24 protein-coding genes are annotated in these 25,536 nt (G+C 43.9%); 10 read left to right on the top strand and 14 right to left on the bottom strand.

Annotation, left to right across the window (positions count from 1 at the left end):
• Position 1 precedes the first annotated feature (1 nt).
• Together L5M38_RS12615 and L5M38_RS12610 are read right to left on the bottom strand one after the other, a co-directional pair.
• On the bottom strand, positions 2–286 hold the full coding sequence (locus L5M38_RS12615) for a putative quinol monooxygenase (RefSeq protein ID WP_168825853.1): 285 nt from the start codon (positions 284–286) through the stop codon (positions 2–4).
• Positions 283–1,305: a zinc-binding alcohol dehydrogenase family protein gene (locus L5M38_RS12610; protein WP_263179320.1), complete on the bottom strand. Its 1,023-nt coding sequence runs from the start codon at positions 1,303–1,305 to the stop codon at positions 283–285. Before L5M38_RS12610 ends, L5M38_RS12615 begins: the two co-directional genes overlap by 4 nt.
• Before the next feature lie 134 nt (positions 1,306–1,439).
• Here L5M38_RS12610 and L5M38_RS12605 point away from each other — a divergent pair, with 134 nt between their 5' ends.
• The 4 genes from L5M38_RS12605 to L5M38_RS12590 all read left to right on the top strand — a co-directional run bounded on the left by L5M38_RS12605 (position 1,440) and on the right by L5M38_RS12590 (position 7,506).
• Positions 1,440–2,369, top strand: coding sequence for a LysR family transcriptional regulator (locus L5M38_RS12605; RefSeq protein ID WP_263179318.1), 930 nt, complete (start codon positions 1,440–1,442; stop codon positions 2,367–2,369).
• A 302-nt stretch (positions 2,370–2,671) separates the two neighbouring features.
• Positions 2,672–3,091 carry a hypothetical protein gene (locus tag L5M38_RS12600; RefSeq protein ID WP_263169619.1) on the top strand — a complete coding sequence of 140 codons (420 nt, stop codon included), beginning with the start codon at positions 2,672–2,674 and terminating at the stop codon, positions 3,089–3,091.
• Positions 3,092–3,155: 64 nt separating this feature from the next.
• On the top strand, positions 3,156–4,025 hold the full coding sequence (locus L5M38_RS12595) for a hypothetical protein (protein ID WP_263169620.1): 870 nt from the start codon (positions 3,156–3,158) through the stop codon (positions 4,023–4,025).
• Positions 4,026–4,047: 22 nt separating this feature from the next.
• On the top strand, positions 4,048–7,506 hold the full coding sequence (locus tag L5M38_RS12590; RefSeq protein WP_263179317.1) for a zinc-dependent metalloprotease: 3,459 nt from the start codon (positions 4,048–4,050) through the stop codon (positions 7,504–7,506).
• A 100-nt stretch (positions 7,507–7,606) separates the two neighbouring features.
• On the opposite strand, the gene rho is transcribed toward L5M38_RS12590, so the two are convergent.
• The gene (gene rho / locus L5M38_RS12585; RefSeq protein WP_011787892.1) at positions 7,607–8,872 is read right to left on the bottom strand and encodes a transcription termination factor Rho; all 1,266 of its coding nucleotides are present in this window, start codon (positions 8,870–8,872) and stop codon (positions 7,607–7,609) included.
• Between the two features lie 209 nt (positions 8,873–9,081).
• Positions 9,082–9,408, bottom strand: a complete 327-nt coding sequence (trxA, locus tag L5M38_RS12580; RefSeq protein ID WP_105250415.1) for a thioredoxin TrxA — start codon at positions 9,406–9,408, stop codon at positions 9,082–9,084.
• Between the two features lie 153 nt (positions 9,409–9,561).
• On the opposite strand from trxA, the gene rhlB reads away from it, so the two are divergent.
• Positions 9,562–10,878: an ATP-dependent RNA helicase RhlB gene (rhlB, locus tag L5M38_RS12575; RefSeq protein ID WP_063884693.1), complete on the top strand. Its 1,317-nt coding sequence runs from the start codon at positions 9,562–9,564 to the stop codon at positions 10,876–10,878.
• Positions 10,879–11,805: an exopolyphosphatase gene (locus L5M38_RS12570; protein ID WP_113940795.1), complete on the top strand. Its 927-nt coding sequence runs from the start codon at positions 10,879–10,881 to the stop codon at positions 11,803–11,805.
• A gap of 66 nt (positions 11,806–11,871) precedes the next feature.
• Here L5M38_RS12570 and L5M38_RS12565 read toward each other — a convergent pair whose 3' ends face one another.
• The 8 genes from L5M38_RS12565 to pilB form a co-directional block, all read right to left on the bottom strand.
• Entirely contained in the window at positions 11,872–12,408 is a 537-nt protein-coding gene (locus L5M38_RS12565; RefSeq protein WP_263179316.1) for a thioredoxin family protein, read from the bottom strand.
• Positions 12,409–12,638: 230 nt separating this feature from the next.
• Positions 12,639–13,031, bottom strand: a complete 393-nt coding sequence (gene mutT, locus L5M38_RS12560) for an 8-oxo-dGTP diphosphatase MutT (protein ID WP_263179315.1) — start codon at positions 13,029–13,031, stop codon at positions 12,639–12,641.
• A gap of 78 nt (positions 13,032–13,109) precedes the next feature.
• Positions 13,110–13,319 carry a DNA gyrase inhibitor YacG gene (yacG, locus tag L5M38_RS12555; protein WP_006083355.1) on the bottom strand — a complete coding sequence of 70 codons (210 nt, stop codon included), beginning with the start codon at positions 13,317–13,319 and terminating at the stop codon, positions 13,110–13,112.
• Positions 13,320–13,392: 73 nt separating this feature from the next.
• Complete coding sequence (gene zapD / locus L5M38_RS12550; RefSeq protein WP_212601342.1) at positions 13,393–14,127, bottom strand: cell division protein ZapD; 735 nt, start codon at positions 14,125–14,127, stop codon at positions 13,393–13,395.
• A complete protein-coding gene (gene coaE / locus L5M38_RS12545) occupies positions 14,120–14,737 on the bottom strand; it encodes a dephospho-CoA kinase (RefSeq protein ID WP_263179314.1) in 618 nt (205 codons plus the stop codon). The genes zapD and coaE overlap by 8 nt, the downstream gene beginning before the upstream one ends.
• Positions 14,738–14,776: 39 nt before the next feature.
• Positions 14,777–15,703, bottom strand: a complete 927-nt coding sequence (locus L5M38_RS12540; protein ID WP_263179312.1) for a prepilin peptidase — start codon at positions 15,701–15,703, stop codon at positions 14,777–14,779.
• A gap of 39 nt (positions 15,704–15,742) precedes the next feature.
• The gene (locus L5M38_RS12535) at positions 15,743–17,014 is read right to left on the bottom strand and encodes a type II secretion system F family protein (protein WP_263179310.1); all 1,272 of its coding nucleotides are present in this window, start codon (positions 17,012–17,014) and stop codon (positions 15,743–15,745) included.
• A 148-nt stretch (positions 17,015–17,162) separates the two neighbouring features.
• Positions 17,163–18,875 (bottom strand): type IV-A pilus assembly ATPase PilB, encoded by a 1,713-nt coding sequence (gene pilB, locus L5M38_RS12530; RefSeq protein ID WP_263179309.1) that lies wholly within the window; start codon positions 18,873–18,875, stop codon positions 17,163–17,165.
• 378 nt (positions 18,876–19,253) lie between these two features.
• Between pilB and L5M38_RS12525 the strand changes: the two genes are divergently transcribed.
• Positions 19,254–20,633: an O-antigen ligase family protein gene (locus L5M38_RS12525; protein WP_263179307.1), complete on the top strand. Its 1,380-nt coding sequence runs from the start codon at positions 19,254–19,256 to the stop codon at positions 20,631–20,633.
• A 47-nt stretch (positions 20,634–20,680) separates the two neighbouring features.
• Here L5M38_RS12525 and L5M38_RS12520 read toward each other — a convergent pair whose 3' ends face one another.
• Together L5M38_RS12520 and nadC are read right to left on the bottom strand one after the other, a co-directional pair.
• The gene (locus L5M38_RS12520) at positions 20,681–21,115 is read right to left on the bottom strand and encodes a prepilin-type N-terminal cleavage/methylation domain-containing protein (RefSeq protein WP_317630245.1); all 435 of its coding nucleotides are present in this window, start codon (positions 21,113–21,115) and stop codon (positions 20,681–20,683) included.
• 678 nt (positions 21,116–21,793) lie between these two features.
• Positions 21,794–22,681: a carboxylating nicotinate-nucleotide diphosphorylase gene (gene nadC, locus L5M38_RS12515; protein WP_263179306.1), complete on the bottom strand. Its 888-nt coding sequence runs from the start codon at positions 22,679–22,681 to the stop codon at positions 21,794–21,796.
• Between the two features lie 271 nt (positions 22,682–22,952).
• Between nadC and ampD the strand changes: the two genes are divergently transcribed.
• The 3 genes from ampD to pdhR all read left to right on the top strand — a co-directional run bounded on the left by ampD (position 22,953) and on the right by pdhR (position 25,512).
• Positions 22,953–23,516 carry a 1,6-anhydro-N-acetylmuramyl-L-alanine amidase AmpD gene (ampD, locus tag L5M38_RS12510; RefSeq protein ID WP_263179305.1) on the top strand — a complete coding sequence of 188 codons (564 nt, stop codon included), beginning with the start codon at positions 22,953–22,955 and terminating at the stop codon, positions 23,514–23,516.
• A gap of 81 nt (positions 23,517–23,597) precedes the next feature.
• On the top strand, positions 23,598–24,449 hold the full coding sequence (ampE, locus tag L5M38_RS12505; protein WP_263179303.1) for a beta-lactamase regulator AmpE: 852 nt from the start codon (positions 23,598–23,600) through the stop codon (positions 24,447–24,449).
• A 310-nt stretch (positions 24,450–24,759) separates the two neighbouring features.
• On the top strand, positions 24,760–25,512 hold the full coding sequence (gene pdhR, locus L5M38_RS12500; protein WP_105250401.1) for a pyruvate dehydrogenase complex transcriptional repressor PdhR: 753 nt from the start codon (positions 24,760–24,762) through the stop codon (positions 25,510–25,512).
• Positions 25,513–25,536 lie beyond the last annotated feature (24 nt).

The following is a 25,536-nucleotide window of genomic DNA, read 5'->3' as shown; positions in this document are numbered from 1 at the left end:
ATTAGCAGGCGTAGCTTTTGTGAATGTCAGCTCGATTGATTATGTCTGCGGTTTGAGCGACGAATGCTTGAAAGTGCGTACTCGCCATATGTTCATCCAGTGCGGCTTGGGATTGCCAAATTTCGTACATCCAGAAGATATTTTCATCATCTAATGAGTGATGCAGTTTGTATTCGATGCAGCCAGCCTCGGTATGAGTGTCTGTCACGAGTTGCTTGAGTATCTTAAATAGCGTATCGCTTTGGCCTTGATTCGCTATGATTTGGGCAAATACTGTTATTTTCATTGGTTAAAACCTTCTAAAACAATTTTACCGATCGCTTTGCCAGACTCTATCTGAGCGTGAGCTTTGATTAAGTTTTGGGCATTAATGGTGCCGTAGTGCTCACCGATCGTACTCTGTAACTCGCCTGTATCGATAAGGGCGCTTAAGCGGTTGAGTAAGTGGTGTTGCGCAATCATATCCTCGGTCTGATATAGGCTGCGGGTAAACATCAGTTCCCAGTGTAAGGATAAGCTTTTACGCTTAAGTTTCATCACATCTAATGGCCCCTTAGGATCGTCGATTAATGCTAGTTTTCCTTGTGGCTTAAGCACTTGTACTATTTCATCAAAATGCTGATCGGTTTGGGTTAAGCTAATCACATGGGTCACATCAGTAATGCCAATATTGGCAAGTTCCTGTGAAAGTGGCTTGGTGTGGTCGATAACAGCATCGGCACCAAGCTCATGCACCCAAGAGGCGGATTCAGGACGAGATGCAGTGCCTATCACTTCTGCACCTGTGAGTTTTACTGCAAGCTGAGTGATGATTGAACCCACACCGCCGGCCGCACCGATAATTAAAATACGGGCGTCAGTTGCCGAACCATCTTGGGGTAAAGCTAAACGGTCGAATAAAATCTCCCATGCTGTAATCCCCGTTAAAGGTAATGCCGCGGCTTGGGTATAGGTTAAGCTTTTAGGTTTATGGCCGACAATTCGCTCATCAACCAATTGATATTCTGCGTAACTTCCGCTGCGACTGATATCGCCCGCATACCACACTTCATCGCCAACGTTGAAAAGACTGACTTTCTCACCAACGGCTTTGACGACACCGACCGCATCCCAGCCGATAATTTTGTATTCGCCTGCAGGTGCAGAGCTAGATGCACGGATTTTTGTATCAACCGGATTGACAGAAATGGCTTTGATTTCCACTAAAAGGTCAAAACCTGTCGCAGTTGGCTCGGCTAGCGTGATGTTTTCTAATGCATTGGGCGCTGTGATTGCACCTGCTGTCTGGTAACCAATGGCTTTCATGTTTATTCCTCTGGGTGTACTTGCTGGAGTCTACTTGTTTGAGTGTACTTGTATCGTGTAGCCATTGTGTGGAATATTAGCTAAGAGATAAACAGGATAAAGTTTGTAATTTTTTCAAAGGATTTTTGATAATCATGCTAATTAATGATTTAGCTTTGTTCGTGCGAGTCGCTGATTGCGGCAATATATCTGCCGCAGCAGCCGAGATGGATATCTCGGCTGCTTCTGCCAGCGCTGCAATAAAACGGCTTGAGAAACAGCTCGATACTAGTTTATTTATCCGCACGACACGCAGCTTACGTTTGACTGTGCAAGGTGAACGTTATCTTATTCATTGCCGACGTGCGCTAAGCGATTTAGCGCTTGGCGAACAAGCTATCGCCAGTGATAAAGGTAAAATATCTGGCACCTTAAGCCTTTCGGTTTCTTCAGACTTTGGCCGTAATCTGTTTGTGCCTTGGCTCGACGAGTTTTTGCTCGATTTTCCTCAACTGCAAGTGCGCTTGCACCTTGGAGACAATATCAGCAGTTTTTACCACGATAAAATTGATGTTGCTGTGCGCTATGGAAAACCGCAGGATTCTAACCAAGTGGCTTTTCCTATCTGCAGTGTTGATCGTGTCTTGTGCGCCTCACCTGAATATCTCGCCAAGTTTGGTGTGCTTGATTCGTTAGAACAATTAGTTGAGCATAATTGCTTGTTTTATAAGTTAGATGATCGCACCCACGATCAATGGCTATTTAGGCGTGATGGTCAAGAATTCAAAGTGCGTGTCACGGGCAATCGTAGTGCTAATGATGCCGAGATTGCCCGCCGTTGGGCTGTGGCTGGCAAAGGGTTGGTCTTTAAGTCGAGTCTAGATCTGGCCGATGACTTAATCTCAGGGCGATTAGTACGTTTGTTGCCTGATTATAAGGGGGAACCCGTCGATTTATACTTAGTGTGCCCAGGACGTGAACATGTCACTCCCGTGGTGTTACTGCTTCGTGAAATGTTACGCCAGCGCTGTAAAGAGCTGCAAATGCAGTTGGCGGCTCGTCATATTCTCCCACAACACCCTTAAGCAATTGCATTTTGGTGGTATATGTAAATAAGCGCACTGCATGTTGTTATTTATTTATAAATAAAGTTTTCTAAATTGTTTTTCTCGGTGGGCTTAGTTGTTGCTCATTGTGTTTTTTTATGTTTAATTTTGCATGGTTTTTCTGATCTAACTCATATTTATTTTAATTTAATATGAGTTAGCTCTTGTGTGAGTTGTAAATATTTTTTGTTCGTGCGTATGATGCAACAGATGTATCTTTTTGTATCTTTAGCTGTGATGTCGCAGTGGAGATTATTGATAGCATGACGTATTGACGAGCAATGTTAACGAAATTAGCCATAAAAAAATATCTAAAAATACCAAAGCGTTTTCTTTTCGCTGTGGGTGAGTGGCTGATATTTGGAATATTATGGGTGAGATTACCTGTGAATATTGTCGCGTTGTCTGATTCTTGTGTTATTGAAAATAATTATTTATCAATGGCTTCAGTTGGGGTGTTTTACTGTGAACCTGTTAGCCATCAGTCAATAGTAATAGTTGGTGAATATAGCGCTCCCCTTTGGACTGGGTTTGCCCAAACGGATTTTGAAAGCATATTTTGGGGAGCGTCTTTTTTCGTTTTTTTGGGTTTTATTTATTTCGTCTTAACCATATTTATACGTAGTTATATTATTAATATAGAAAACTATTATTCAGTTTTACTTAATTGGATGAAATCAATTCAAGCAAGTACATCCTAGCGTTAAATAGAGCGCATGCTCACTATCAAGATTTTTCATTAAAAATATAAATCAAGGTTTTATTATGCAACCAACGAATAATCAATATTATTCGTCGATTTCTCGTCGACGAAATAAATGGTCTGTGTTTTTCTGCGTGCAGGTGATGCTGGCCAGTATCTCCTTTGTCGGTCAAGCATTGGCCGTCAATGAATTTGAGCTAGCAACGGATGCACAAGCAGCAAAATGGTCTGGCTACGTTAATGTGGGTTTTACGCGAAACATTTATGACTCGGAAAGTTATTACGCCTATCAAGCCTACAACATCGATAGCCGTATCGATTACAAGGCAAATTGGGGCAATGTGCTGTTTACCCTTGGGGGTGAAAAGCAAACACTACATGGCAAAGAGTCCAGTTTTTATGATCCTTTGCTGGAGTACCGCACGCCACTGTATGCCTTAACCGATACCGTCTCATTGAAAGGCAGTTTAGGTGTGTATTTACCCGCAGAACGTGAATCAAAACTAGATAGGTTGCAATATGCGCCGCGCATTGCCGCGTACTTATTTTGGAGCCCGCTAGATAACCTAAGTTTTTATTTTTCACCGCGCTATCGCTACAACGCTTACCAATACAAAACCGCTGGTGAGCGCGTGTTAGTTGAACAGCAACTCGATGGATTACTCGATGCTTATTGGCAAATAACGGCCAATTGGTATTTGGATATGAGTGGTCGTTATCGGATTTCCAAAAACTATTACGGTCGTCGACTCGATGATCAATTTACCTTTGCCCAAGAACTCGGTTGGTCGTTTAAGCCTGATTGGGTGTTGGCTGTAGGTCACAACAATAGTGGTCGTTTCTATAACCCAGAAGTGGGGACATCTCAGGGATTTGAGATTTATGACAAAAAGAGTTCAACCTTTTATTTGTCAATTACTAAATATCTATAAAAACAGTAGTTAAGAGGAATCTATGAAGAAGTCCATGCTATGTCTGGCGATCACCAGCGCACTGACCCTTGTGGGGTGTGGTGCCGGCGATGAGCCTTATAAAGAACTCCCGAAAGATGAAAAGCAAGTCACCACTGCCGACATCGATAAAGCAACTGAGCGGCAATATCTCTACATTCGCAGCGTGGGTAAGGCTCCGCGTTATGCTGCCGAGGTGCGAGGTTTTACCCAAGGTGATCCTAAGTTGGTGACCTTGCATAAAACTGAGAATGGTATCCAAGTACGTCAAATTGACCGAGATAATATCGGACTAGGCCATGACAGTCGTTATCCTAATGAGTATAACCAAGCGCCAGTGTTAACCATTCCTGGCGAATATATCGACTTTAAATGTACCGAAGATAAATGGCGTGAGTGCGTTAACGTTGAGCAAGTGAATACAGATGCTAATTTAACATGGCAGGATAAGCGCTACTTTGTCCCCGATTTTGCCAAAGCCAAAATTGCCGAGTTGAGCATTAATGACATTTTCACCTTTGGTGAATGTGTTACTGAAACAGAAGCCCCACGACTAGTAAATACTCAAGGCCAAAAAGGCTATGAGATGGATTTAGCTAAGGGCGTGGTTAACTTTGAAATTGAGCATACCTATCAAGCTTCACCAAGTTGCTTTAACCAATTTTACGGTGGCAACCTCGACAACCTATCCTTTACGACCACTGAGTTTATTTCTATTGTGGCGGTGGATCAGTTAGCCAGTAAAGACTATCAAGCGATTCCCTATGCCGAAAATGAAAAGGGTGCATTTGGCTTCTTTACCTCCTCCCATACCTATCGTGATGCGACTGACTCAGAGGGCGTTGACGGGTATGTGCGTACCTACTTGAATCGCTTTAATCCGGCCAAATCAGAACTTACTTATTACCTGAGTAATAATTTCTACGATGCGAAAAATAAACCCTTTTTGGATGCTGCCATTGAGTCTGTTACGGCAATTAACATTCAAAACAAGTTGTATAAAACGGGTTTTCCACAGATAAAACTTGAGCAAGCCCACGATAAACGCCATGGCGACCTGCGCTATAGCAACATCACTTTATTTGATGAACCGCTGGATAATGGTTTGGCGGGTTATGGCCCATCCGCGGCAAACCCGCTTACAGGCGAAATTGTGAGTGCGCGAGTCAATCAATACAGCTCGAATCTAAAACAAGGCGCAGTACGTTACTATCGCCAAGTGCGTTTAGATTATAACAGAGGCAAATTGGACGCGAATTCAGTGACGTCGTTAACGGGCGAGCCATATGTTGCTCGTTTGGACAAGCCTGATGTCAGCCTAGACACCGCGCCAGTTGAGGCGGCTGCATTTGAGCAACCCACTCAGCAACTTATCGCTGCACCCAAATCGATGTTATTAACGCCCAAGGATAATAGTTTCGATGCTTTAGCGGATTTTGATGAAAAAACACAAGCGTTTTGGTCTGAAAACTCAATGATGCATGTGGATACCGTGTTTGCTACGGGTGGTAGTGATCGTGAATTACCTCGCGGCATCAAAGGTCATGAAATTGACTGGAAAAAAGCTGAAATGTGGGTTGATGGCAAAGTGGGCGGTAAGTTAGCGGCATTTGAAGATCTGCCCATAAGTTTACAAGACTCCTTAACGACAGCCCTAGCCGCGCAAGCATTTGCTGGCACCTTAACCCATGAGTTAGGACATACCTTTGGCTTAAGGCATAACTTTGCTGGGAGTCGCGACCACGACAATACCTTTAACCAAGCGCAACTGACGGAGTTAAAAGTCGCCTTTAGCGATGCGGGTTACCCAGAAATTACCGTTAATGCCGAGTTTTCCAGCCAAATGGATTACAACGTGAATCGGTTTGCGACCACGTTTGAACCCTATGACTTAGCCGCGTTACGTTTTGGTTATGCCCGTGAAGTAGAAACGAAGGCCAACGAATTTGTGTCGCTCAAAGCGGAAGATGTCAAACGCCGTGACGAACTCGCCAAAGGGGTTGTTAATGGAGATACTCGATTTGGTGTGCTCTATAACATTGAGCAAAACAATAGCCTACGTCAGTATTCTTACTGCACTGATGAACATGTGTCCCTTAACAGCAACTGTAATCGTGGTGATGCAGGTAAAAACTTAGATGATATTAATCAGTTCTATATCGAGAAGTATTTTGATAGCTACGAGACCATGAACTTACGCCATAATCGTCAATCTTTATTTGAAGATCATAGCCTAAGTTACGCCATTAATCGTAAAGCTCAGTTTGATGAAATACGTCAATTCATTGAAGATGTGAGCTTTTTAGAGCAATTATTTGGTCTATCTGAAAACTTTTTCGCTGGTGAATGCGAACGATTGGCGGCGGCAGGTAGCGAGGCTTGGTATTGCGCGAATCAGCGGGCGATGAATCAGTCGGCAGATTTCTTCCTTAAGCTGGTGGGAGAAAATGATGCGACCCTCGATGTGACATACAAGCAAGCCGATGGCAGCGTGGCCTTAAGACAGCAGTACAATTTTGGCAAAGTGCTTGAACAATATCGTTTTAAAAGCGGCGATATGAAGGCGAAGTTTGAGCCAGGTGAGGTGATAAGTCAGTTCTCTGATTCTCCTGAAGCCTTGAAAGAGCTGATCATTAAATCGCAAATTAATCCTAAATTTCAGGATTTATTAACGGCGGATGTCAGCTTTTCGGGTCGCTTACTTAACGGTATTAAAACGCCTGCGTCCTCACCTAACCATCCCTATGTGAATGAGCGCGACGTGTTGGGGGTGTGGCCAGATAAATTGTTAGCCGTGAGAGCCTTAGTATCACGTACCACCCCACGTAGTACATCGAGTCTTGGTTATAAAGCATTGGTTGATTTACCTAATGTGGGTCCAGTGTTCCAAGATATGCTGTGTAAGATGACCATGGGTGAAGGTCCTGGGCTGACTCGTGGTAATACGCCACTCTTTGCCGAAAGCTGTGGCGCGAGTGATAAGCTCGATAGCTATTTGCCTTATTACACTGATTTTTCGCAACAAAGTATTGAGCCATTACCTAATTACGACCGTTCGGTATCACGTTACTTCCAATTCGATACTGTTAACGGGCAGCCAAAAGGTAAGAGTAATTTACTGCAGATGATATTACGCCAAGTGGTGCTTGCATCCGTTGACAGTGATTATCAAGGCGAGCAAAAAGCTAGGGTATGGCGTGAATATGTTGGTATTCGTTTAGCTGGCCCGGCATTGGCGACTCAAGCGGAAGTGACGTTAAATGGCCGAGTGTACGCGGCAACCGCAGAAAACACCTTAGCACTCGCGCTGATTAACCGAATTAAAGAGATGGAAACCTTTAAGGCGCAAGCCGGGGAGGCCACGCTTGCCATCAAGTTAAACAATGGCACAGTAGGGGAGATCATTGATAGCCAGCTAAGTCGAGATCAGTTAGTGCTCAGTTACTTACCTGTGCTTGATTAAGTCACTTGAATCAAGATTAGCCGCACTCGCGGCTTTTTTTTATACATAAACAAAAGGCCGCTCAGTGAGCGGCCTTATTATTCATGCAATCTTGTATGGCTTAAGACTTAGTGCGTTTCATAGCGGTAAAGAACTCTTCGTTAGTCTTGGTCATCGCCAATTTATCGATTAAGAATTCCATTGCGCTGACTTCATCCATAGGATTTAAGATCTTACGTAGGATCCACATTTTTTGCAGTTCTTCTTGGGTCGTGAGTTTTTCTTCACGACGCGTACCGCTGCGGTTGAAGTCAATGGCTGGGAACACACGCTTTTCTGCCGCTTTACGTGACAGATGCAGCTCTTGGTTACCTGTACCTTTAAATTCTTCGTAGATCACTTCGTCCATCTTAGAACCGGTATCAACCAAAGCAGTGGCGATAATGGTCAAGCTGCCGCCGTGTTCGATGTTACGTGCTGCACCGAAGAAGCGTTTTGGACGGTGCAGGGCGTTCGCATCCACACCACCAGTTAATACTTTGCCCGATGACGGGATAACAGTGTTATAGGCACGGGCTAAACGGGTAATCGAATCGAGTAAGATAACGACGTCTTTCTTGTGCTCAACCAAACGTTTTGCTTTTTCAATCACCATTTCGGCAACTTGAACGTGGCGGCTGGCTGGCTCATCGAAGGTTGATGCGATAACTTCGCCTTTAACGAGGCGCTGCATCTCAGTTACTTCTTCTGGGCGTTCGTCGATCAGTAATACCATCAACACCACTTCTGGGTTGTTGTAGCTGATGCTTTGAGCAATGCCTTGAAGTAATAGCGTTTTACCGGCTTTTGGTGGTGCAACGATCAAACCACGTTGACCTTTACCAATCGGTGAGCATAAATCCAGAATACGTGCGGTAATATCTTCAGTTGAGCCGTTGCCGCGCTCCATACGCATACGTTCTTCTGCGTGGAGTGGGGTTAAGTTTTCAAAGAGGATTTTATTACGGGAGTTTTCTGGTTTATCGAAGTTAACTTCGTTGACTTTCAATAGGGCAAAATAACGCTCGCCTTCTTTTGGTGGGCGAATTTTACCAAAAATGGTATCACCCGTTCGCATGTTGAAGCGGCGAATTTGGCTTGGTGAGACATAGATGTCATCTGGACCAGCTAAATAAGAACCGTCTGAGCTGCGTAAGAAGCCGAAACCGTCTTGGAGTATTTCTAATACCCCACCACCGAAAATGTCTTCTCCACTTTTTGCGTGGGCTTTAAGGATTGAGAAAATAATGTCCTGCTTGCGAGCGCGGGCCATATTTTCGAGCTTCATATTTTCAGCTAGCGAGACTAGGTCAGAAATCGGCGTGTCTTTTAATTCAGTTAAGTTCATTTTGGGGGTCTTGTGTTACGCGACAAAGCTTACCGCGATCAATCAGTAAGGATGTAATTCAGGATAGTGATTGACGAGCGAGAAGAGGTTATTAGAAAGAATCTGGTTATTAAAGTAGCACTAACAAAGCGGGGCGTCCAGAAATTTAGGGAAATTCCGGCACAATTAATTTATAGCTTGTGCCGGAGGTCACTCATTACGACGTCAAATTAGATTTGAGCGTCGATAAACTCTTTCAATTGCGTTTTTGAGAGTGCGCCAACTTTAGTCGCGGCTAATTCGCCGTTCTTGAATAGCAGTAAAGTTGGGATGCCACGAACGCCATATTTCGCTGGAGAAACATTGTTTTGGTCAACGTTTAATTTAGCGATAGTCAAGCGACCTGCATATTCTTCAGACACATCGTCTAAAATTGGAGCGATCATTTTACAAGGACCACACCACTCGGCCCAGAAGTCTACCAATACTGGCAAATCAGACTTTAATACGTCGTTTTCGAAGCTGTCGTCACTCAGGTATATAATTTTATCGCTCATGATGTTCTCCAGTTTGGGTGCCATTGCTGGTTTGTTAATGGCTTACCATGTATATTGGGGCTGAAAAATAGCTTTTCAAGTTACCTTTTTTACAATGTGGCTATTTCAAACGATCGAGTATCTTATTGCAACCTCAACAGGTAAGCTTGCGCTATGAGCGAAACACATCTATCTACCCAAAGGTTTGCCGACCTACCTCTACATCCTGAGGTTAAACAGGCCCTTGCCGAGAACGGCTTCGAATTTTGTACGCCGATCCAGGCGTTATCACTGCCTGTATTACTCCAATCAAAAGATATCGCAGGCCAAGCACAAACGGGCACTGGTAAGACAATGGCCTTTTTGGTCGCCACGTTTAATCATTTATTATCGACTCCCATACCTGAAGGTCGACTGATTAATCAGCCCCGCGCCATCATTATGGCCCCGACTCGCGAACTGGCGATTCAGATTGCCAAAGATGCGATTTTACTCGCCAAGCACACACACTTAAAGGTGGGTATTGTTTATGGCGGTGAAAGTTACGATGTGCAGCGTAAAGTATTAGATCAAGGTGTTGATATCTTGATTGGTACAACGGGTCGAATTATCGACTACGTTCGTCAAGGTATTATTGGCTTGAATTCAATTCAGGCTGTGGTACTTGATGAAGCCGATCGTATGTTTGATCTTGGTTTTATTAAAGATATTCGCTTCTTATTTAGACGTATGCCTGAGGCAAATCAACGTCTTAATATGTTATTTTCGGCAACCTTGTCCATGAAAGTACAAGAGCTGGCTTATGATCATATGAATGAGCCCGTTAAAGTTGAAATCGCCCCCGAAGAAAAAACCTCCAAAAACATCAAAGAAGAAATCTTCTATCCTTCCCAAGAAGAGAAGATGCGTTTGCTGTTGACCTTGATTGAAGAAGATTGGCCAGAAAAAGCCATCGTTTTCTCCAACACTAAGCATAGTTGTGAAACGCTTTGGTCTTGGCTTGAAGGTGACGGACATCGTGTGGGTTTATTAACGGGTGATGTGCCACAGAAAAAGCGTATTCGTATCCTTGAGCAATTTACCAGTGGTCAACTAGATATATTGGTTGCTACCGATGTAGCGGCTCGTGGTTTACATATTTCTGACGTTTCACACGTGTATAACTATGATTTACCTGATGATTGCGAAGACTATGTTCACCGAATCGGTCGTACTGGTCGTGCGGGTAACAAAGGCATGTCGATAAGCTTTGCCTGTGAAGAGTACGCATTGAACTTGCCTGCAATCGAAAGCTACATCAACCATTCGATTCCAGTAAGTAACTACGACAGTGAAGCTTTACTGGCCGATATTCCTACGCCAGCGAAGATTCACCGTAAACACCCTAGCGGCACTCGAAACTTGCGTGATCGTTCAGGGGCAAGCCGCCCAGGTGCTCAACGCAGTGGTGCTCGCCCTCCTCGTCATGATAGGACACGTAGACATTCGTAAATGCCAACACCCGCTTATGCCGCTATAACATTAGGCTCAAATAGTTTTAATATGCTGATCGCCAAAACGCGTGGTGGTCAGCCGCATATTATTGCGAAATATAAACGCAAGGTGAGGCTCGCCGAAGGCATAGGCAACGATGGCAAATTAAGCCCCGATGTCATGCAGCGCGGCCTCGACTGTTTGAGTATGTTTGCCCAGATGTTGGTGCAACATAAGATTGAAGCAAACCATGTTGCTGTGATTGCAACTGCAACTCTTCGCAGTATTAGCAATGCTGATGAGTTTAATCAGCGTGCATTGCCACTCTTAGGTCATCCGATCGAAATTATCTCTGGTATGCGTGAAGCAGAGCTCATCTATCAAGGTATGGTGGCGACCACTTGTGGTCAAGGCCGTCGCTTGGTTATTGATATCGGTGGGGCGAGTACAGAGTTTATCATTGGCGATGGGCATCAAGTGCTGTTCAAAACCAGTTTACCCTTTGGTAGTGTGACTTATAATCGCCAATTTTTCAGCAGTTTGCCGCTGCAGCAGTTAGATTTTGATGATGCTAAGCAGCAAGTGCTAATCGCATTAGCAGAGCATAGACAAACCCTACGTGATCTTGGTTGGCATTGTGTCGTTGGTGCCTCCGGCGCTGTACAGTCTGTGGTAGAAGTGCTACTTCACCGAGGGTTATCTGAAACTATCACACTCGATGTGCTTACTCAGTTGAAGGCTGAGATCCTCGCCCAAGAAGATATTAGCTTAATGGGGATTGTTGGGCTTTGCAGTGAGCGAGCACCGACTTTTGCTGCGGGTGTCGCTATTCTATTGGCTTTGTTTGAGTTGCTGGGGATCGAGCATTTAGCCTTATCTGGCGGCGCATTACGTGAAGGTGTTTTAGTGATGTTAGCTCAGCGGATTATTGACGAAGTCAGCTAATATTTTATTAAAACATGATAAAAACTAAAGGCCGCGATGCGGCCTTTAGTTTTTGTACTGTGTCGATTATTTCAATAAATCGGCGAGATCTTTTTCTAAGGAAACCGTTGGGCGTTCTACGATGCGGCCAACTTCTTTACCTTGCTGCAGTACAATAAAGGTTGGAATGCGGGTAAAGTCGTATTTTGCGGCTAAGCCTTCGGGATCTTTTTTCGTTCGGTCGACACCAATATAGGTCACTTTAATATTGGGATTAGTGACTTCTTCCATAATACGGATAAAGCGCGGCGTTTCCCGGTGACAATCTGGGCACCAAGTACCAATGATCACTACAATTTCTGTAGGTTCAGTGATGCTTTTAAGCGGGGTGATTGCAGTGGTATCGACTTGATAGGTTTTATACCCTTCAGCAAACTCATTGAGTTCTGTGACTAAATGTTGTGCTTCGACTATGCCAGTTAAAATCACTTCTTGTTTCTCCTCGCTGCAGGTCGCAATTAAGCTCTGTTGTTGTTCTTCAAATCCACAGCCACCATTGGCTAGTGCCTGACAACTAAAAAATAAGGCAGTAGTGGCTAGGAATGCCTTAACGTTATTGTGCATGATGTGCCCTTAAAATCGAAGAGAAAGAATGAAGCTTGATTCAAACATTATTCTCGATGCGATTAAAGCGGATCATTGATTTGCTGCAAGCTAGATCACGCATTGCTAATATCTATAAGCTTAACGATCACAGGATTGCATAGTTTTTGGAGTTAAGACATTGAAAAAGCACATCCCCGAACCGCGATTCGGGGATAGAGCGTATTGAAATAATAAGTTACATGGCTCGATTACTGAGCGAGAATTTTTTCTAAAATAGGCTTGTTAGCCTCGGGGAAGTCATAATTAATTAAATCGGTTTTAGTGACCCAAGCGATAAGCTGACCTTCAAGGCCTTGAGCTGTGCCGTTAAATTCTGTGACTGAATGGATATCGAGTAGCACTTGTTTATCGGGATAGTCGAAACTCAACGCCATAAATGGCTGACTATCAGTGACATTGAGCGCGACTTCCTCTTTGAGTTCACGGATCAATGCCTGAGTGACAGTTTCGCCTGTCTCAACTTTACCACCAGGAAATTCCCATTTCCCACCTTGATGTAAATGATCTGGGCGTTTTGCCAACAGAATTTCACCGGCCGAGTTAGTAATAATGCCGACGGCAACATGGATGCGTTTAGTCATAATATTTATCGATTAATGAGTGGGTAAAAGTAAGGGCATTAAAGGCTTGAGCTGAGTTATTCGTGTGTAAACCCAAAATTACTCTTTAAAAAAATCGCCTTCATCGAGATCAAATTCATCAAATGCTTCTGGATCAAATTCGGCTTTGACTGGGATGACGTGTTTTTCTGACGCCCAATCGCCGAGATCGATCAACTTACAGCGCTCGCTGCAAAAAGGTTTAAATGCAGATTGTGGCACCCACTCGACAGGGGCTTTGCAAATAGGGCAGTTAACGGTCAATGGCATAATTGTTCTCTTGGTTAACGGCGATAAAGCGGCCGCCAATACTAATGTCTTTCAGGCCATTAGTGTAAAGGCTTCATGCACAGGTAGCCAGTAAGAAATCAATTGAACGGTCGGAGTGGCGTTGTTGTTCAAACTGCACAAAATGGATAGCGAAACGGTTTTTATGGCCGCTAATCGTAGGATAACACCCGTGGGATGCATCGACTTTAACCCTTACCAAAGCAAGTGCTTGGGCACTGTCACCTTGATAAAAGCCTGCGTGGGCAACGGCATTGTCGTAATGGGACGTGCTACGAGTAAGTTGAAGTAGTAACGTGATCGGGGTAAGTAAAGGTTCGAAATGCGCTATCCAAGAGCGATAATCGTGCTGTTTTTCTTCCCAAGGTTTAGATAGCCAATAATGCAGTTGCGGTAGGTCGAAGTTACAGCAAGCACCTGGCATGCCGAAGCGTTGTCGAAGTGCGGAAATAAATTTGTCTTGTTTTAATTGGCTGCCGAAGCGTTCAGGCTTTTGTAACGGTTCGCGGGCTTGGGTGAGGGCGTTGATATAGATATTGATTTGCTGGTGGTCGACGTGATCTAATTCTTGCCATTTGTTCAGTTGCAGCAAGTGCCGCTCAATATCTTTTAATACTTCATTGCGATAATCGCAGCGTTCGGACAATTCACAGAGGGAAAACAGCGGATAAAAACATCTATGTTGGTGGTCATTGCTTAGGTTACTTTGCAGCTGTTTATCGAGGTATTCGAGCCGCAAGTAGCTGCGAATTTTCTCGTTTAGGGGCTGTTCGTAAACTAATTCAGTCATGGGCGTTATGAGTACCAGATAGTTGTAAATAGCGTTGGTGCAATGCTAGCACCTCTCGTTTTAAGGTTGATATCTCTCCCTGATTATCAATAATGTCGTCGGCTCGGGCGAGTTTTTCGCTGCGGCTCAATTGGCTGTTAATGATGTTATTTACTTGAGATGCATCAACATTGTCCCTTTTTATGGTGCGGCTGATTTGCAACTCAGGCGAAATATCCACCACTAAAGTCCGATTGACTAACCTATCTAACCCGTTCTCAAATAGCAAGGGCACGACCATAATTACATAGACTGAGGTTGCTTTTTCTACCTGTGCTAGCATTTCTTGGCGGATCATGGGGTGCAATAGCTGGTTTAACCATTCACGTTCTTCAGGGTGGCTAAATATCCGTTGCCGCAGTTTGGCGCGATCGAGTTCACCCTCAGGCGTTAACATCTCAATGCCAAAATGGCTAACGATGGCCTCAAGTCCTTTTGAACCCTGAGCGACAACGTCGCGGGCAACGATATCGGCGTCGACTAAGGTAATGCGTTCTGCGGCGAATAAATTGGCAACAGTCGTTTTACCGCTACCTATGCCGCCAGTAAGGCCAACGATAAACTTTGACATAACATACTCCGGATAACTCAGTGCCTAGTTTGCCAGCTTTTACAGTGTTGATAGGTACCAATCAACAATCTGTTGTCCAAATAGCAAGGCTATCCAGCCTGCGGCAGCAATATAAGGCCCAAATGGGATGGGATTACCTTGCTTGAGGCGTTTACTGACAATCATAGTGATGCCGACAACTGCTCCGACTAAGGACGAAAGTAAAATGACCAGCGGCAGCATTTGCCAGCCGAGCCAAGCACCGAAAACGGCGAGCAGTTTAAAGTCGCCATAGCCCATGCCTTCCTTGCCAGTGAGGATCTTAAATAGCCAAAAAATGGACCACAAGCTTAAATAGCCAGCTGCCGCACCGATAATGGCATCGGTTGGACTCGCAAAGGTATGATTTAGATTGATGATCAAGCCGAGCCAAAGTAACGGTAACGTCATTTGGTCGGGGAGCAGCATTTCATCAAGATCGATACCAGTAAGGGCGACGAGTACAAATGTCAGTATGCTCGCAAAGACAAATTGCCAGCTTGGACCAAAGTGCCACGCTAAAGTCGCAACAAGTAGCCCTGTGATGAATTCAATTATTGGGTAGCGGGCGGAAATGGGGGCGTGACAAGCAGCGCATTTTCCCTTGAGCATTAACCAGCCCAATACAGGTAAATTATGCCAAGGTTTAATCGCCGTTCTGCACTTAGGGCAAGCAGAGCCCGGCACCACGAGATTATATTTTTCGGGGAAGCTATCTATCGGTGTATTGAGTTTATCAATACCGATTTTTGCGACTATCTCAGCGTGGTATTCCTGCAAATACTGATTACATTCTTGCTGCCATTCCCGTTTCATCATTACAGGAAATCTGTGGATCACTACGTTTAAAAAACTGCCTATGGTGGCGGCAAAAATAAAGCTTAACGCAATAAACAGCCAAGGACTCTGATCTAGAGACTGGCCTAAAAGGGAGATGAATTCTGACATTTGATGTTCTTATATATATTTTGAGGATGAGAAATTAAACTAGCCGCTAACAACTTTACCCATCTGGAAGATTGGCAAGTACATAGCAACAATTAATCCGCCGACGACAGTACCGATTACCACCATCATAATCGGTTCTATCAGGCTTGATAAGCCATCTACGGCATCGTCTACTTGCATTTCGTAGATAGTAGAGACTTTATTGAGCATGTTATCTAGTGAACCTGATTCTTCGCCTATCATCACCATTTGCACTAACATGTCGGGGAAAAGTCCAGTGGTCTGCATAGCCACATTCATCTGCATCCCCGCCATCACTTCTTGACGAATTTTTAAAATCGCTTTTCGATAGACTGCATTACCCGATGCGCCTGCGGCGGATTCTAGACCATCAATCAACGGCACGCCCGCAGCGAAAGTGGTTGCTAAAGTACGAGCGAATCGAGCCATGGCCCCTTTATGTAAAATGGGCCCAATGGCTGGGATTTTAAGCACAGCTTCGTCTACTCTATCTCGCACCATTTGTGAGTTTCGGTGCGCCCGTACGAACAAAAATACGCCCCCAACAATGGCGGCTAAAAAGATATACCAAGAGGATTGTAAGCCGCGTGAAATATGCAGCACTAATTGAGTAAAGGCGGGCAGTTCAGCACCAAAGCCTTTAAATATATCTTCGAATTGCGGGACGACAAATAAGAGTAACAAAGCCGTGACTAAAATGGCTACCATGACAACGGCAGCAGGATAGAACATGGCCTTCTTTATTTTGGATTTCAGTGCTTCTGATTTTTCTCTGTAAGTAGCTACGCGATCGAAAACCAAATCGAGTGAACCAGAATGCTCACCGGCTGCGACTAGGTCTACATAAAGTTCGTCGAAGTAGCGCCTATGGGGGCGCATAGCATCGGATAAAGGAATACCCGATTGAATTTCGCTAAGGATATTTCCTAATAGTTCTCGCATTTTAGCTTTTTCGTGACCGCGGCCAAGTAGCTCAATAGTTGTCACTAAAGGTACGCCCGCCGCTAGCATAGTCGCAACTTGGCGAGTCATCATAGCAATATCCATAGGGGTGATTTTCGGATCACCTAGTTTAAATAGCGCAGAAGACTGTTTACGTACGTTCTTTGGATTTACGCCTTGGGATTTCAATTGGCTACGGATTTCAGCGGCGGTTGCTCCCCTGAGTTCACCTGCTGTTTTTTTGCCGTCGCGATTTACACCTTTCCATTCGAAGGTATAGATTTTTGGTTGGCTCTTTTGCTCGGCTTTCTTGGTGCGAGGCTTTCTTGTTGTCGTTGCCGTAGCCATAAATGATTCCTGTAAATAAATCGTTCTAGATTTCTAGTTAACTGAACGCTGTGCTTGCTAAATAGTTTGGACTCTAAGATTCAAATATACGAGTAATAATGCGGTATTGCCTGAATTTTAGACGTAACTTTAGACATAAAGATTGGATTTAACCAAAACTGGTTACGCGATTGACTTCTGCAATGCTAGTAACACCGTGGATCACTTTCAATAAGCCTGATTGCCGTAAATCTCGCATTCCTTGGGCTTTAGCTTGGGAGGCGATTTGTAAAGAGTTTCCCCCTTCCATGATAGTGCGGGCTATTTCGTCAGACATCTTCATCACTTCGTAAATACCTACTCGACCTTTGTAGCCTGCAGAGCAATGTTCGCAGCCAACAGGTTTAAAGGTGGTAAAGCCTTGAGTAATTTGTGTTTGGTCAAAACCTAGGCGCAGTAATTCATGCTCGGGTATCACTTCAGCTTGTTTACATTCTGGGCAGAGGCGACGCGCTAAGCGCTGTGCAATAATCAAATTCACAGAGCTAGCTATGTTATAGCCAGGTACACCCATGTTGATTAAACGGGTTAAGGTTTCGGCAGCCGAGTTTGTGTGCAAGGTCGATAAGACTAAGTGTCCTGTTTGCGCCGCTTTAATGGCAATTTCGGCTGTTTCCAGATCACGGATTTCACCTACCATCACCACATCAGGGTCTTGGCGTAGAAATGAACGTAAAGCGGATGCGAAGGTGAGGCCTGCCTTTAAATTAATGTGAACTTGGTTCACACCTTCAAGGTTAATTTCAACCGGATCTTCAGCGGTAGAAATATTACGCTCTTCGGTATTGAGAATATTTAACCCTGTGTAAAGGGAGACGGTCTTACCTGAGCCCGTTGGACCCGTCACTAAAATCATCCCTTGGGGTTTTGCTAGCATCTCAAGGTAGAGCTTTTCTTGGTCTGGCTCGTAGCCGAGCTTTTCAATGCCTAATTGTGCGGAGGATGAGTCTAAAATCCGCATTACAATCTTTTCACCCCAGAGTGTCGGTAGGGTACTTACCCGAAAGTCGATAGACTTAGTACGGGAAAGTTTCATCTTGATTCGGCCGTCTTGTGGCACGCGCCGTTCGGCGATATCGAGTTTCGACATCACTTTTAAGCGTGCAGAAAGACGACCAGCCAGACTAATCGGCGGCTCAGACACTTCGTGGAGAATACCATCTATACGAAAGCGAATACGGTAGCGTTTTTCATAGGGTTCAAAGTGCAAATCTGACGCACCTTTGCGAATCGCATCGGTTAAAATTTTATTGATATAAATAACGATGGGTGCATCGTCACTACTCTCACCAGTAGACTCTTCGCTACGTCTGTCTGTATCAGTAATTTCTATCGCTGCCAGCGCTGCTTCGTCCATGCCGCCTAAATCGAGACCGCTGATATCTTCTTCGAGAATTTTCTCTAGCGCTGTAGCGAGCTTATCTTCCTCAACTAGAATCGCTTCGGCGTGCAGGCCTGCACTAAACTGGAAATCTTCGAGGGCGGCAATATTAGTTGGGTCGGATGTGCCTATATAGAGGCGATTACCGCGTTTAAACAAGGGTAAACAACGGTGTTTTTCAATGAGTTTCTTATTGAGAAAATCTTCAGGGATTGAAGCAAGATCAAACTCATTGAGATCGAGTAGTGGCGTTCCGTACTCTTGATAGCAAAGCTCGGCTATTGCACGGGCAGAGATTAGCTTACTTTGAACTAAGGTGCTTACAAGGGCGTGTTTGTTTTGTCGAGATTTAGTGATAGCGTTAGCCATCTGCTCTTCATTTAGCAGACCTTTGCGGATAAAAAGGGTCGACAGCCCTAAGTGAAGGCCTGTAGATGGCATAACACACTCCTATCTTGATAAAGTAGCTCATAATAGCGCCAAAAAAAGCATTTGTCATATATAATAAAGGCTCCATAATCGAAGAAAAATGATGTTCATCATAGAGATGCAGTTTAATGTATATGCTGTCGCGAGCAGATACCGTTAATTTCTACTATCGGATCTTTATTAGTGTTCTTATTGGGTGCATTTTAAAATCGACTTTTATTGTTCTATATGAGTAAAGTCCTTATCAAACATATAATTACTTTTTAAAATCAATAATATTATTTTTAATAATCATTGCTATGGTCTAAGTCGTCAATAAGGATGTTCAAGTTGATACTCTCTCATGTCGTTTCTCGAATAATTCTTTTTTTATTTTTTGCCGTCTTTTTTATGGGCTCTCTTCTTTCGGGCTATTTCAGTGGTTTCGCTGGACTGGGTAACTCTTATGATCTGAAACGGATTTTAGTTATCGTATTTGTGATGGTCGCTATGGTGTTGCTTTCATGCAGAAAATCTGTACCGATCGCTATACTTTCTCCTTACACATGTTGGGTTGTCTGTGTAATATTTATTTTGGGTTTTATTTCTGCATTAAATAGTAAACACACATTTTGGCCATTGCTTGAATTAGCCAACTTTTTATTGTTGTTCTGCTTGTTTTATATCGTCGGTGTACTGATTGCAGATATAGGCAAAACTGTTGTGCTGCAATATTTTCTTTGGTTTGCATTATTTTTTTCGGTTTGTATTTCAGTTAAGTTTTTTTTGCTACTGCTTTTTCATGCCTTCGATGCTAATCGGCCCGATGTGCATTCTTTAGTTGCTGGTTTTATGAATGTCAGATTTTTCAATCAGTTGCAAGTTATGCTGATGCCACTATTGTGCTTATCTTTTTATATTGAACCACTTAAAAAATATAAACGGGCAGCCATGTTGGCTTTTAGTGTGTTGTGGTTAATCTTGTTGCAATCAGAGGCTCGCGGGGCATTACTCGCAATGGTGGTGGCAGCGTTTGTTGTGTATAGCTTTTTATCTGCTGACCTGCGTAAAGCGTTTATTCGCCCAATTATGAAGGCTGTGACTTTAGGCACGCTTTTGTGGTTAGTGTTGATCATTATTATGCCACTGTTTCTTTTTGATAGCCAAATTTGGCAGCTAAGGACCAATAGCTCAGGTCGCATTGACATGTGGATTTATATTTTACAAACGATCCCCGAACATGTTTGGTTAGGTCACGGGCCAATGAGTTTTGCATGGGCAGAAGCAAGACCTTTGCCTAATGCCCATCCCCATAATGCTCTACTGCAGTTTTTATATGAGTTTGGTGTATTTGCGTTTATCTTGCTGGCGAGTTGGTCGCTGATGAAATTACGGGTAATATTAAAGCGGCTTAAATTATTAAGGGCAAAGTCGAATGAGCATTTGGCTGCAAAACCACAAAGCGGCATTAACAAAAGCCTCGGCAAAAGTTTCGATACAGACTCAGGCATAGACGCAACCGATATTGTGCTGGTATTTGCTCTTTGCGCAGTATGGGTTTATGCCATGTTCGATGGGGTAATTGTGATGCCATTATCCCAAGCATTATTGATGGCGTTATTGGCTCTTAATTGCCGCCAATATCAGCTGCGAGTAATAACACTGCCATTGAAAGTTGCTTTGGTGGCAATAGTGATAATCTGTGGTGCACTGTTAATCACTAGCCTTGGTGATGCCGCGCTTAATCAGCAAATGTATCCAAGACTATGGTTAACCGGGATAATTAATTGATACAAATATAAAAGCCCCAAGATGGGGCTTTATAATAATTGGTGTAATTAGCTGCCGATACCAGCGCCTTTTTCACATCTTTCACCGCCAGCAGTTACAGCAAACTCCACCCCACCATCAGCATCATAGGTAGCTGTCATTGTACAATTGTTATCGGCCCATGTAAGTACAGGATCACCGTTTTGAGCTAACTTTGTAGCATCATCAACCGTTAGTTTTGTATTTTTAGTAATTTCTGCATCAATAGTATCGCAAGCAATACCTGTTTGAACGCATGCTTGGACTTTCTGGGAGAAAGCACTTAAACCTTTCATTGCAGCGCCGCCTTCAGCTGTTACTACGTAGTCCTTATACGCTGGTAATGCGATCGCAGCCAAAATACCGATAATGGCAACTACGATCATTAGTTCGATCAGAGTAAAACCCTGAGCTTTTTTATTTAATGCTTTGTTTAATCTTTTGTTTAAATGCATGGCCTTCATTTTTCTCTCCAGCTAACTATTTAGTGACTTACTGTGGTTGAATAGAGCGTTTAACCTAACCGCTGTTTTACCCTATAAATTGTTTTATCTCATCAAACTTTATTACTCATTTATGTCAATAAAATCATTTATATGATCTATGTAACATTAACAGTACACCGATGATCTTGAATGACCCATGTGTAATGACTCATGCTGATTTATTCAACGCCACTTACTGAGTGAATGTCTGTTTGAATAAATCCTTTCGGTAACCGCACCTTAGGCTAATGTCCCTCAAAATGTGCTCCTGAAACGCAAATTAGAGTATTTTGACAGACATTCCAGTGCTGACCTTAGGTGAGGTTGACCAAACGGCCATCTCGCCTTTGTAAAAGTTAGTACAAAGTTGCATAAAATGAAACAACTTTTACTCATAAAGTACTAATAAAATGATTCATTTGTCTAAGAAATAGGAGATTAAACACATTGTGTTATAACAAAATTTTGACAATGTCAGTTTGATTGACTGGTATTAGCGCTAGAGTCAAGGTGATGACGGATTTTCGATTGATTTTTGAAGGAGTTTAGCCATTGCTGATATTTGTATCATAAGGGCAAAACGCTTTGCTTTTTGAGTCTGGTACATGCAAAGCGTTTTGTGATTTAACAAATGTTACGGTTTACTTTAAGTCGGTTTTAAGCTTTCAATCTAAGCGATAAGTCTAGGGCGCGAACATGCTTAGTGAGTGCACCAACTGAGATATAGTCGACACCAGTTTTGGCGAATTCGGCTAGAGTGTCTAAGGTGACATTGCCGGAGACTTCAAGCTTAGCGCCTTTTGCTTTGTCTTTAGCTCGATATTGATTATTCATCTCTACGGCTTCGACCATCATAGTGATATCAAAGTTATCTAACATGATGATATCTGTGCCTGAGTCGAGTGCTAAGGCGAGTTCTTCGAGTGACTCCACTTCGACTTCAACGGGTTTGTTCGGGTACAAGCTGCGGGCGGTATCTACGGCTTGGCGAATGCCACCACAGGCCATAATGTGGTTTTCTTTAATCAAAAATGCATCATATAAGCCAATGCGGTGGTTTTTGCCGCCGCCGCAGGTGACGGCATATTTCTGGGCAGTGCGCAGACCTGGAATGGTTTTGCGAGTATCTAATAGACGAGTGTGCGTACCTACTAGTTTATCGACATAATGCTTAGTTAAGGTCGCAACGCCAGACAGGGTTTGGATGAAATTCATTGCCGTGCGTTCGCCAGTGAGAATAGCGCGCGCTGGTCCCGAGAGTTCACACAGTAACTGGTTGGGTAATACTAAATCGCCATCATCCACATGCCAATGCAGTGCGACTTCCCCACCGAGTTGATTAAAAACCTGCTCTGCCCATGCTTTACCGCAAAAAACGCCTTCTTCACGGGTGATTAAAGTGGCTTCAGCGTACTTATCAGCGGGGATCAACATTGCTGTGATATCGCCATAGGCTATGGCTTTAGTGTGTTCGTTGATTTCGATGCCGCCTAAGTCTTCACAAAGGGCGGATTTTACTGATTGGCGAATATCGTTTTCTAACATGAGCGGGGTCCTTGCGTTCTTTAATTACTGACGACCTACTTGCATCTTAGGTTAAGATTACCACGGCCTTAGGTCTCACGGAACAGCGTGGAGGATTGTGCTGCAGGACTTAGCCTCTGGCTTATTTATGTTGGGAGTGAATGGTTTGCTTTATAATCTCAATGTTAAAAAGATGAGGAAGTCAGTAAGTTCCGTGCGCAGGGTTTCTTCTTTGCTTGGAGGAATACTGTTAGAGTAAGCCAGTATATGTGGCATAGAGGATAAGCTCATAATGCGGTTTGATTCGGGTTGGTGTGATAGTGCGAGGCGTTGTGAGTCGTCACATTTTAATCAACGTCCCTTGAATGAAGTGAGTTTGTTAGTGATCCACAATATTAGTCTGCCCGCAGGCTGCTTTGGATTACCTTACATTGATCAATTATTTCAGGGGTGTTTAGATACTAATGCCGATTCCAGCTTTGCACCGTTGCTGGGCTTGCAAGTGTCGGCGCACTTTTTGATCCGCCGCAATGGCGAGCGTGTCCAATATGTAAGCTGTAATGACAGGGCTTGGCATGCTGGGGTGTCTCGTTATGGTGAGAGAGATAATTGTAATGATTTTTCCATTGGTATTGAACTGGAAGGCACTGATACTGAGTCTTACACTCCTGAGCAATATCAGTCACTTATCGAGTTAACACAAGCCCTACTGGTAGAATATCCATTGCTGAGTATTGAACGGATTGTGGGTCATTGTGATATTGCGCCAATGCGGAAAACGGACCCCGGGCAAAGTTTTGATTGGGAAGGATATTTAGGCAAGTTAAAGGAATATACTCAGGCGTTGCGCTCTTAGTTAATCACTTAACTTTTTGGATTTTAGACGTATTCCATATAAACCTAGACTATTTATGGACAAATTATAGAGGTACAGCCCATGGCATTATTTTCACTCTTGGTCGCCATTTTAGTGGAGCGACTTAAATTTCTTCCTTCATCATGGCAATTTGATCGTTTACTGCAATCCTATCAGACAACATTTTTTGGTGATAAAGCGTCACTGACAAGCGTGATGATGGCGTTGGCGTTAGTGCTACCAGCCTTGTTGGTATATGTTTTATCTTGGTTAGTGGCGGGAATGTTTTGGGGCTTATTAAGTTTAGCCCTATGGATTGTTGTGGCCGTGGTTTGTTTTAACCATCAGAAACAGCGTGATATTTTCAAAAAATATATGCAAGCCGCTTGTCGCTCAGACGTCCAAGCTTGTTACCATTATGCCGCCGAACTCGATTGTAGCGAGTGTTTGGATGCTGTATCCGAGAAAGACCTTGGTGCCAAAGTGGGCCAAAGTGTTGCTTGGATTAACTATCGTTATTATGGTGCAGTGGCGTTGTTTTTCATTTTTTTAGGTCCAGTCGGTGCGGTACTGTATTGCACGGTACGTTTTTATGCCGAAGAGAATGCCCGTAAATCCCTAGAGCTACCCTTAGTCAATGAAGTGGTTACGCTACTGGATTGGTTACCGAGCCGGATTTTCGCCTTTGGTTATGCCTTAAGTGGTCAATTTAGTGAAGGTTTAGCGGCGTGGCGCCGTAATGGGTTGACCTTAAATGCGAGCGCTCGTACTGTGGTTGCTGAAACGGCATTAGCGGCACAACCTTTACCTGAGGTCGCAAGTGCACCTATATGTGTACAATCAACCTTAGCATTATTAGTGCTCAGTAAACGTAACTTTACACTTATTGTTGCAATACTTTCATTACTGACCATTTTCGGATTGGTGAGTTAAAAGAAGGATGCTTCGCAGCGAGAATCGAGAACGCTTTGCTGCTAGGGCGTCGTTGTGCTCCTTCTAGTCTAGAACCTAGAATCTATCCGCTGCGCTTTTGGCAGCGCCTAGTGGGGCGAAGTCCGTGCTTTTGTCAAATGGTCTGACCCCATAAACATTTTTTTCCGCTATGCTCTCTCTTCGTGAGTGCTTTTGATCGAGATCGCTTTTAAGGAGTGATCTTCAATCTGGACATCAAAACGCTGATTTGATAAAGTGCGCTCACTCAAAAAAATTGGTAAGACCAATTTACAACGGAGCTGAGCGCCTGATGGCCTATAGTAAAATTAATCAGCCAAAAATTTCTGACGTGATCATGGCGCAATTAGAGCAAATGATCTTAGAGGGGAGTTTACAGCCCGGTCAGAAGTTACCGCCTGAACGCGAACTGGCGATCCAGTTTGAAGTGTCTCGACCTTCTTTGCGTGAAGCTATTCAAAAGCTTGAGGCAAAAGGACTGTTAATGCGCCGCCAAGGCGGTGGTACTTATGTCAAAGAACAACTCTGGCAGACCCTTGCCGATCCTATTGTTGAACTGATGAATTCAGATCCAGAGAGTCAGTACGACTTACTGGAGTTCCGCCATGCCACCGAAGGCATGATGGCCTATTTTGCGGCCCTGCGTGGTACCGACGCCGATATGCAAAATATCAAGCGTATGATCCTCGAGGTGGAAGCCGCCACCGATATCGAACAAAAAGCTGCTGCGATTGTGCGTTTTTATCGTGCTGTGGCGGAAGCGTCACATAACGTGGCTATGTTACACCTCGTTCTTAGTTTAACCCCTGTGCTGCATCAAAATGTGGCGCAAAACCTGGAGCTTTTAAGCCGCCGCGAAGAAGCTTCTACTATGGCTAACGATCACAGACGGGCCTTGCTCGCTGCCATCGTTCGTCGTGATCCCGACGCCGCCAGAGAAGCCTCGAATGAACACTTAAGTTACATCGAAGAGGTGATGTTATCTGTGCGGGAAGAAGATAGCCGGTTGCAGCGAAGCTTGCGCCGTTTAAAGAGTGGCGCTTAAGTTCTGTGATTTAGCTGCCAGCTA

This window comes from Shewanella sp. SM101, from assembly GCF_025654465.1.
In the GTDB taxonomy this organism is placed as follows: domain Bacteria; phylum Pseudomonadota; class Gammaproteobacteria; order Enterobacterales; family Shewanellaceae; genus Shewanella; species Shewanella oncorhynchi.
This window is presented reverse-complemented; position numbering and strand designations above follow the sequence as displayed.

Coding starts and splice junctions, on each gene's coding strand:
- L5M38_RS12615 (WP_168825853.1), bottom strand. CDS start 286: ATGAAAATAACAGTATTTGCCCAAATCATAGCGAATCAAGGCCAAAGC.
- L5M38_RS12610 (WP_263179320.1), bottom strand. CDS start 1,305: ATGAAAGCCATTGGTTACCAGACAGCAGGTGCAATCACAGCGCCCAAT.
- L5M38_RS12605 (WP_263179318.1), top strand. CDS start 1,440: ATGCTAATTAATGATTTAGCTTTGTTCGTGCGAGTCGCTGATTGCGGC.
- L5M38_RS12600 (WP_263169619.1), top strand. CDS start 2,672: ATGTTAACGAAATTAGCCATAAAAAAATATCTAAAAATACCAAAGCGT.
- L5M38_RS12595 (WP_263169620.1), top strand. CDS start 3,156: ATGCAACCAACGAATAATCAATATTATTCGTCGATTTCTCGTCGACGA.
- L5M38_RS12590 (WP_263179317.1), top strand. CDS start 4,048: ATGAAGAAGTCCATGCTATGTCTGGCGATCACCAGCGCACTGACCCTT.
- rho (WP_011787892.1), bottom strand. CDS start 8,872: ATGAACTTAACTGAATTAAAAGACACGCCGATTTCTGACCTAGTCTCG.
- trxA (WP_105250415.1), bottom strand. CDS start 9,408: ATGAGCGATAAAATTATATACCTGAGTGACGACAGCTTCGAAAACGAC.
- rhlB (WP_063884693.1), top strand. CDS start 9,562: ATGAGCGAAACACATCTATCTACCCAAAGGTTTGCCGACCTACCTCTA.
- L5M38_RS12570 (WP_113940795.1), top strand. CDS start 10,879: ATGCCAACACCCGCTTATGCCGCTATAACATTAGGCTCAAATAGTTTT.
- L5M38_RS12565 (WP_263179316.1), bottom strand. CDS start 12,408: ATGCACAATAACGTTAAGGCATTCCTAGCCACTACTGCCTTATTTTTT.
- mutT (WP_263179315.1), bottom strand. CDS start 13,031: ATGACTAAACGCATCCATGTTGCCGTCGGCATTATTACTAACTCGGCC.
- yacG (WP_006083355.1), bottom strand. CDS start 13,319: ATGCCATTGACCGTTAACTGCCCTATTTGCAAAGCCCCTGTCGAGTGG.
- zapD (WP_212601342.1), bottom strand. CDS start 14,127: ATGACTGAATTAGTTTACGAACAGCCCCTAAACGAGAAAATTCGCAGC.
- coaE (WP_263179314.1), bottom strand. CDS start 14,737: ATGTCAAAGTTTATCGTTGGCCTTACTGGCGGCATAGGTAGCGGTAAA.
- L5M38_RS12540 (WP_263179312.1), bottom strand. CDS start 15,703: ATGTCAGAATTCATCTCCCTTTTAGGCCAGTCTCTAGATCAGAGTCCT.
- L5M38_RS12535 (WP_263179310.1), bottom strand. CDS start 17,014: ATGGCTACGGCAACGACAACAAGAAAGCCTCGCACCAAGAAAGCCGAG.
- pilB (WP_263179309.1), bottom strand. CDS start 18,875: ATGCCATCTACAGGCCTTCACTTAGGGCTGTCGACCCTTTTTATCCGC.
- L5M38_RS12525 (WP_263179307.1), top strand. CDS start 19,254: ATGGGCTCTCTTCTTTCGGGCTATTTCAGTGGTTTCGCTGGACTGGGT.
- L5M38_RS12520 (WP_317630245.1), bottom strand. CDS start 21,115: ATGAAGGCCATGCATTTAAACAAAAGATTAAACAAAGCATTAAATAAA.
- nadC (WP_263179306.1), bottom strand. CDS start 22,681: ATGTTAGAAAACGATATTCGCCAATCAGTAAAATCCGCCCTTTGTGAA.
- ampD (WP_263179305.1), top strand. CDS start 22,953: ATGCGGTTTGATTCGGGTTGGTGTGATAGTGCGAGGCGTTGTGAGTCG.
- ampE (WP_263179303.1), top strand. CDS start 23,598: ATGGCATTATTTTCACTCTTGGTCGCCATTTTAGTGGAGCGACTTAAA.
- pdhR (WP_105250401.1), top strand. CDS start 24,760: ATGGCCTATAGTAAAATTAATCAGCCAAAAATTTCTGACGTGATCATG.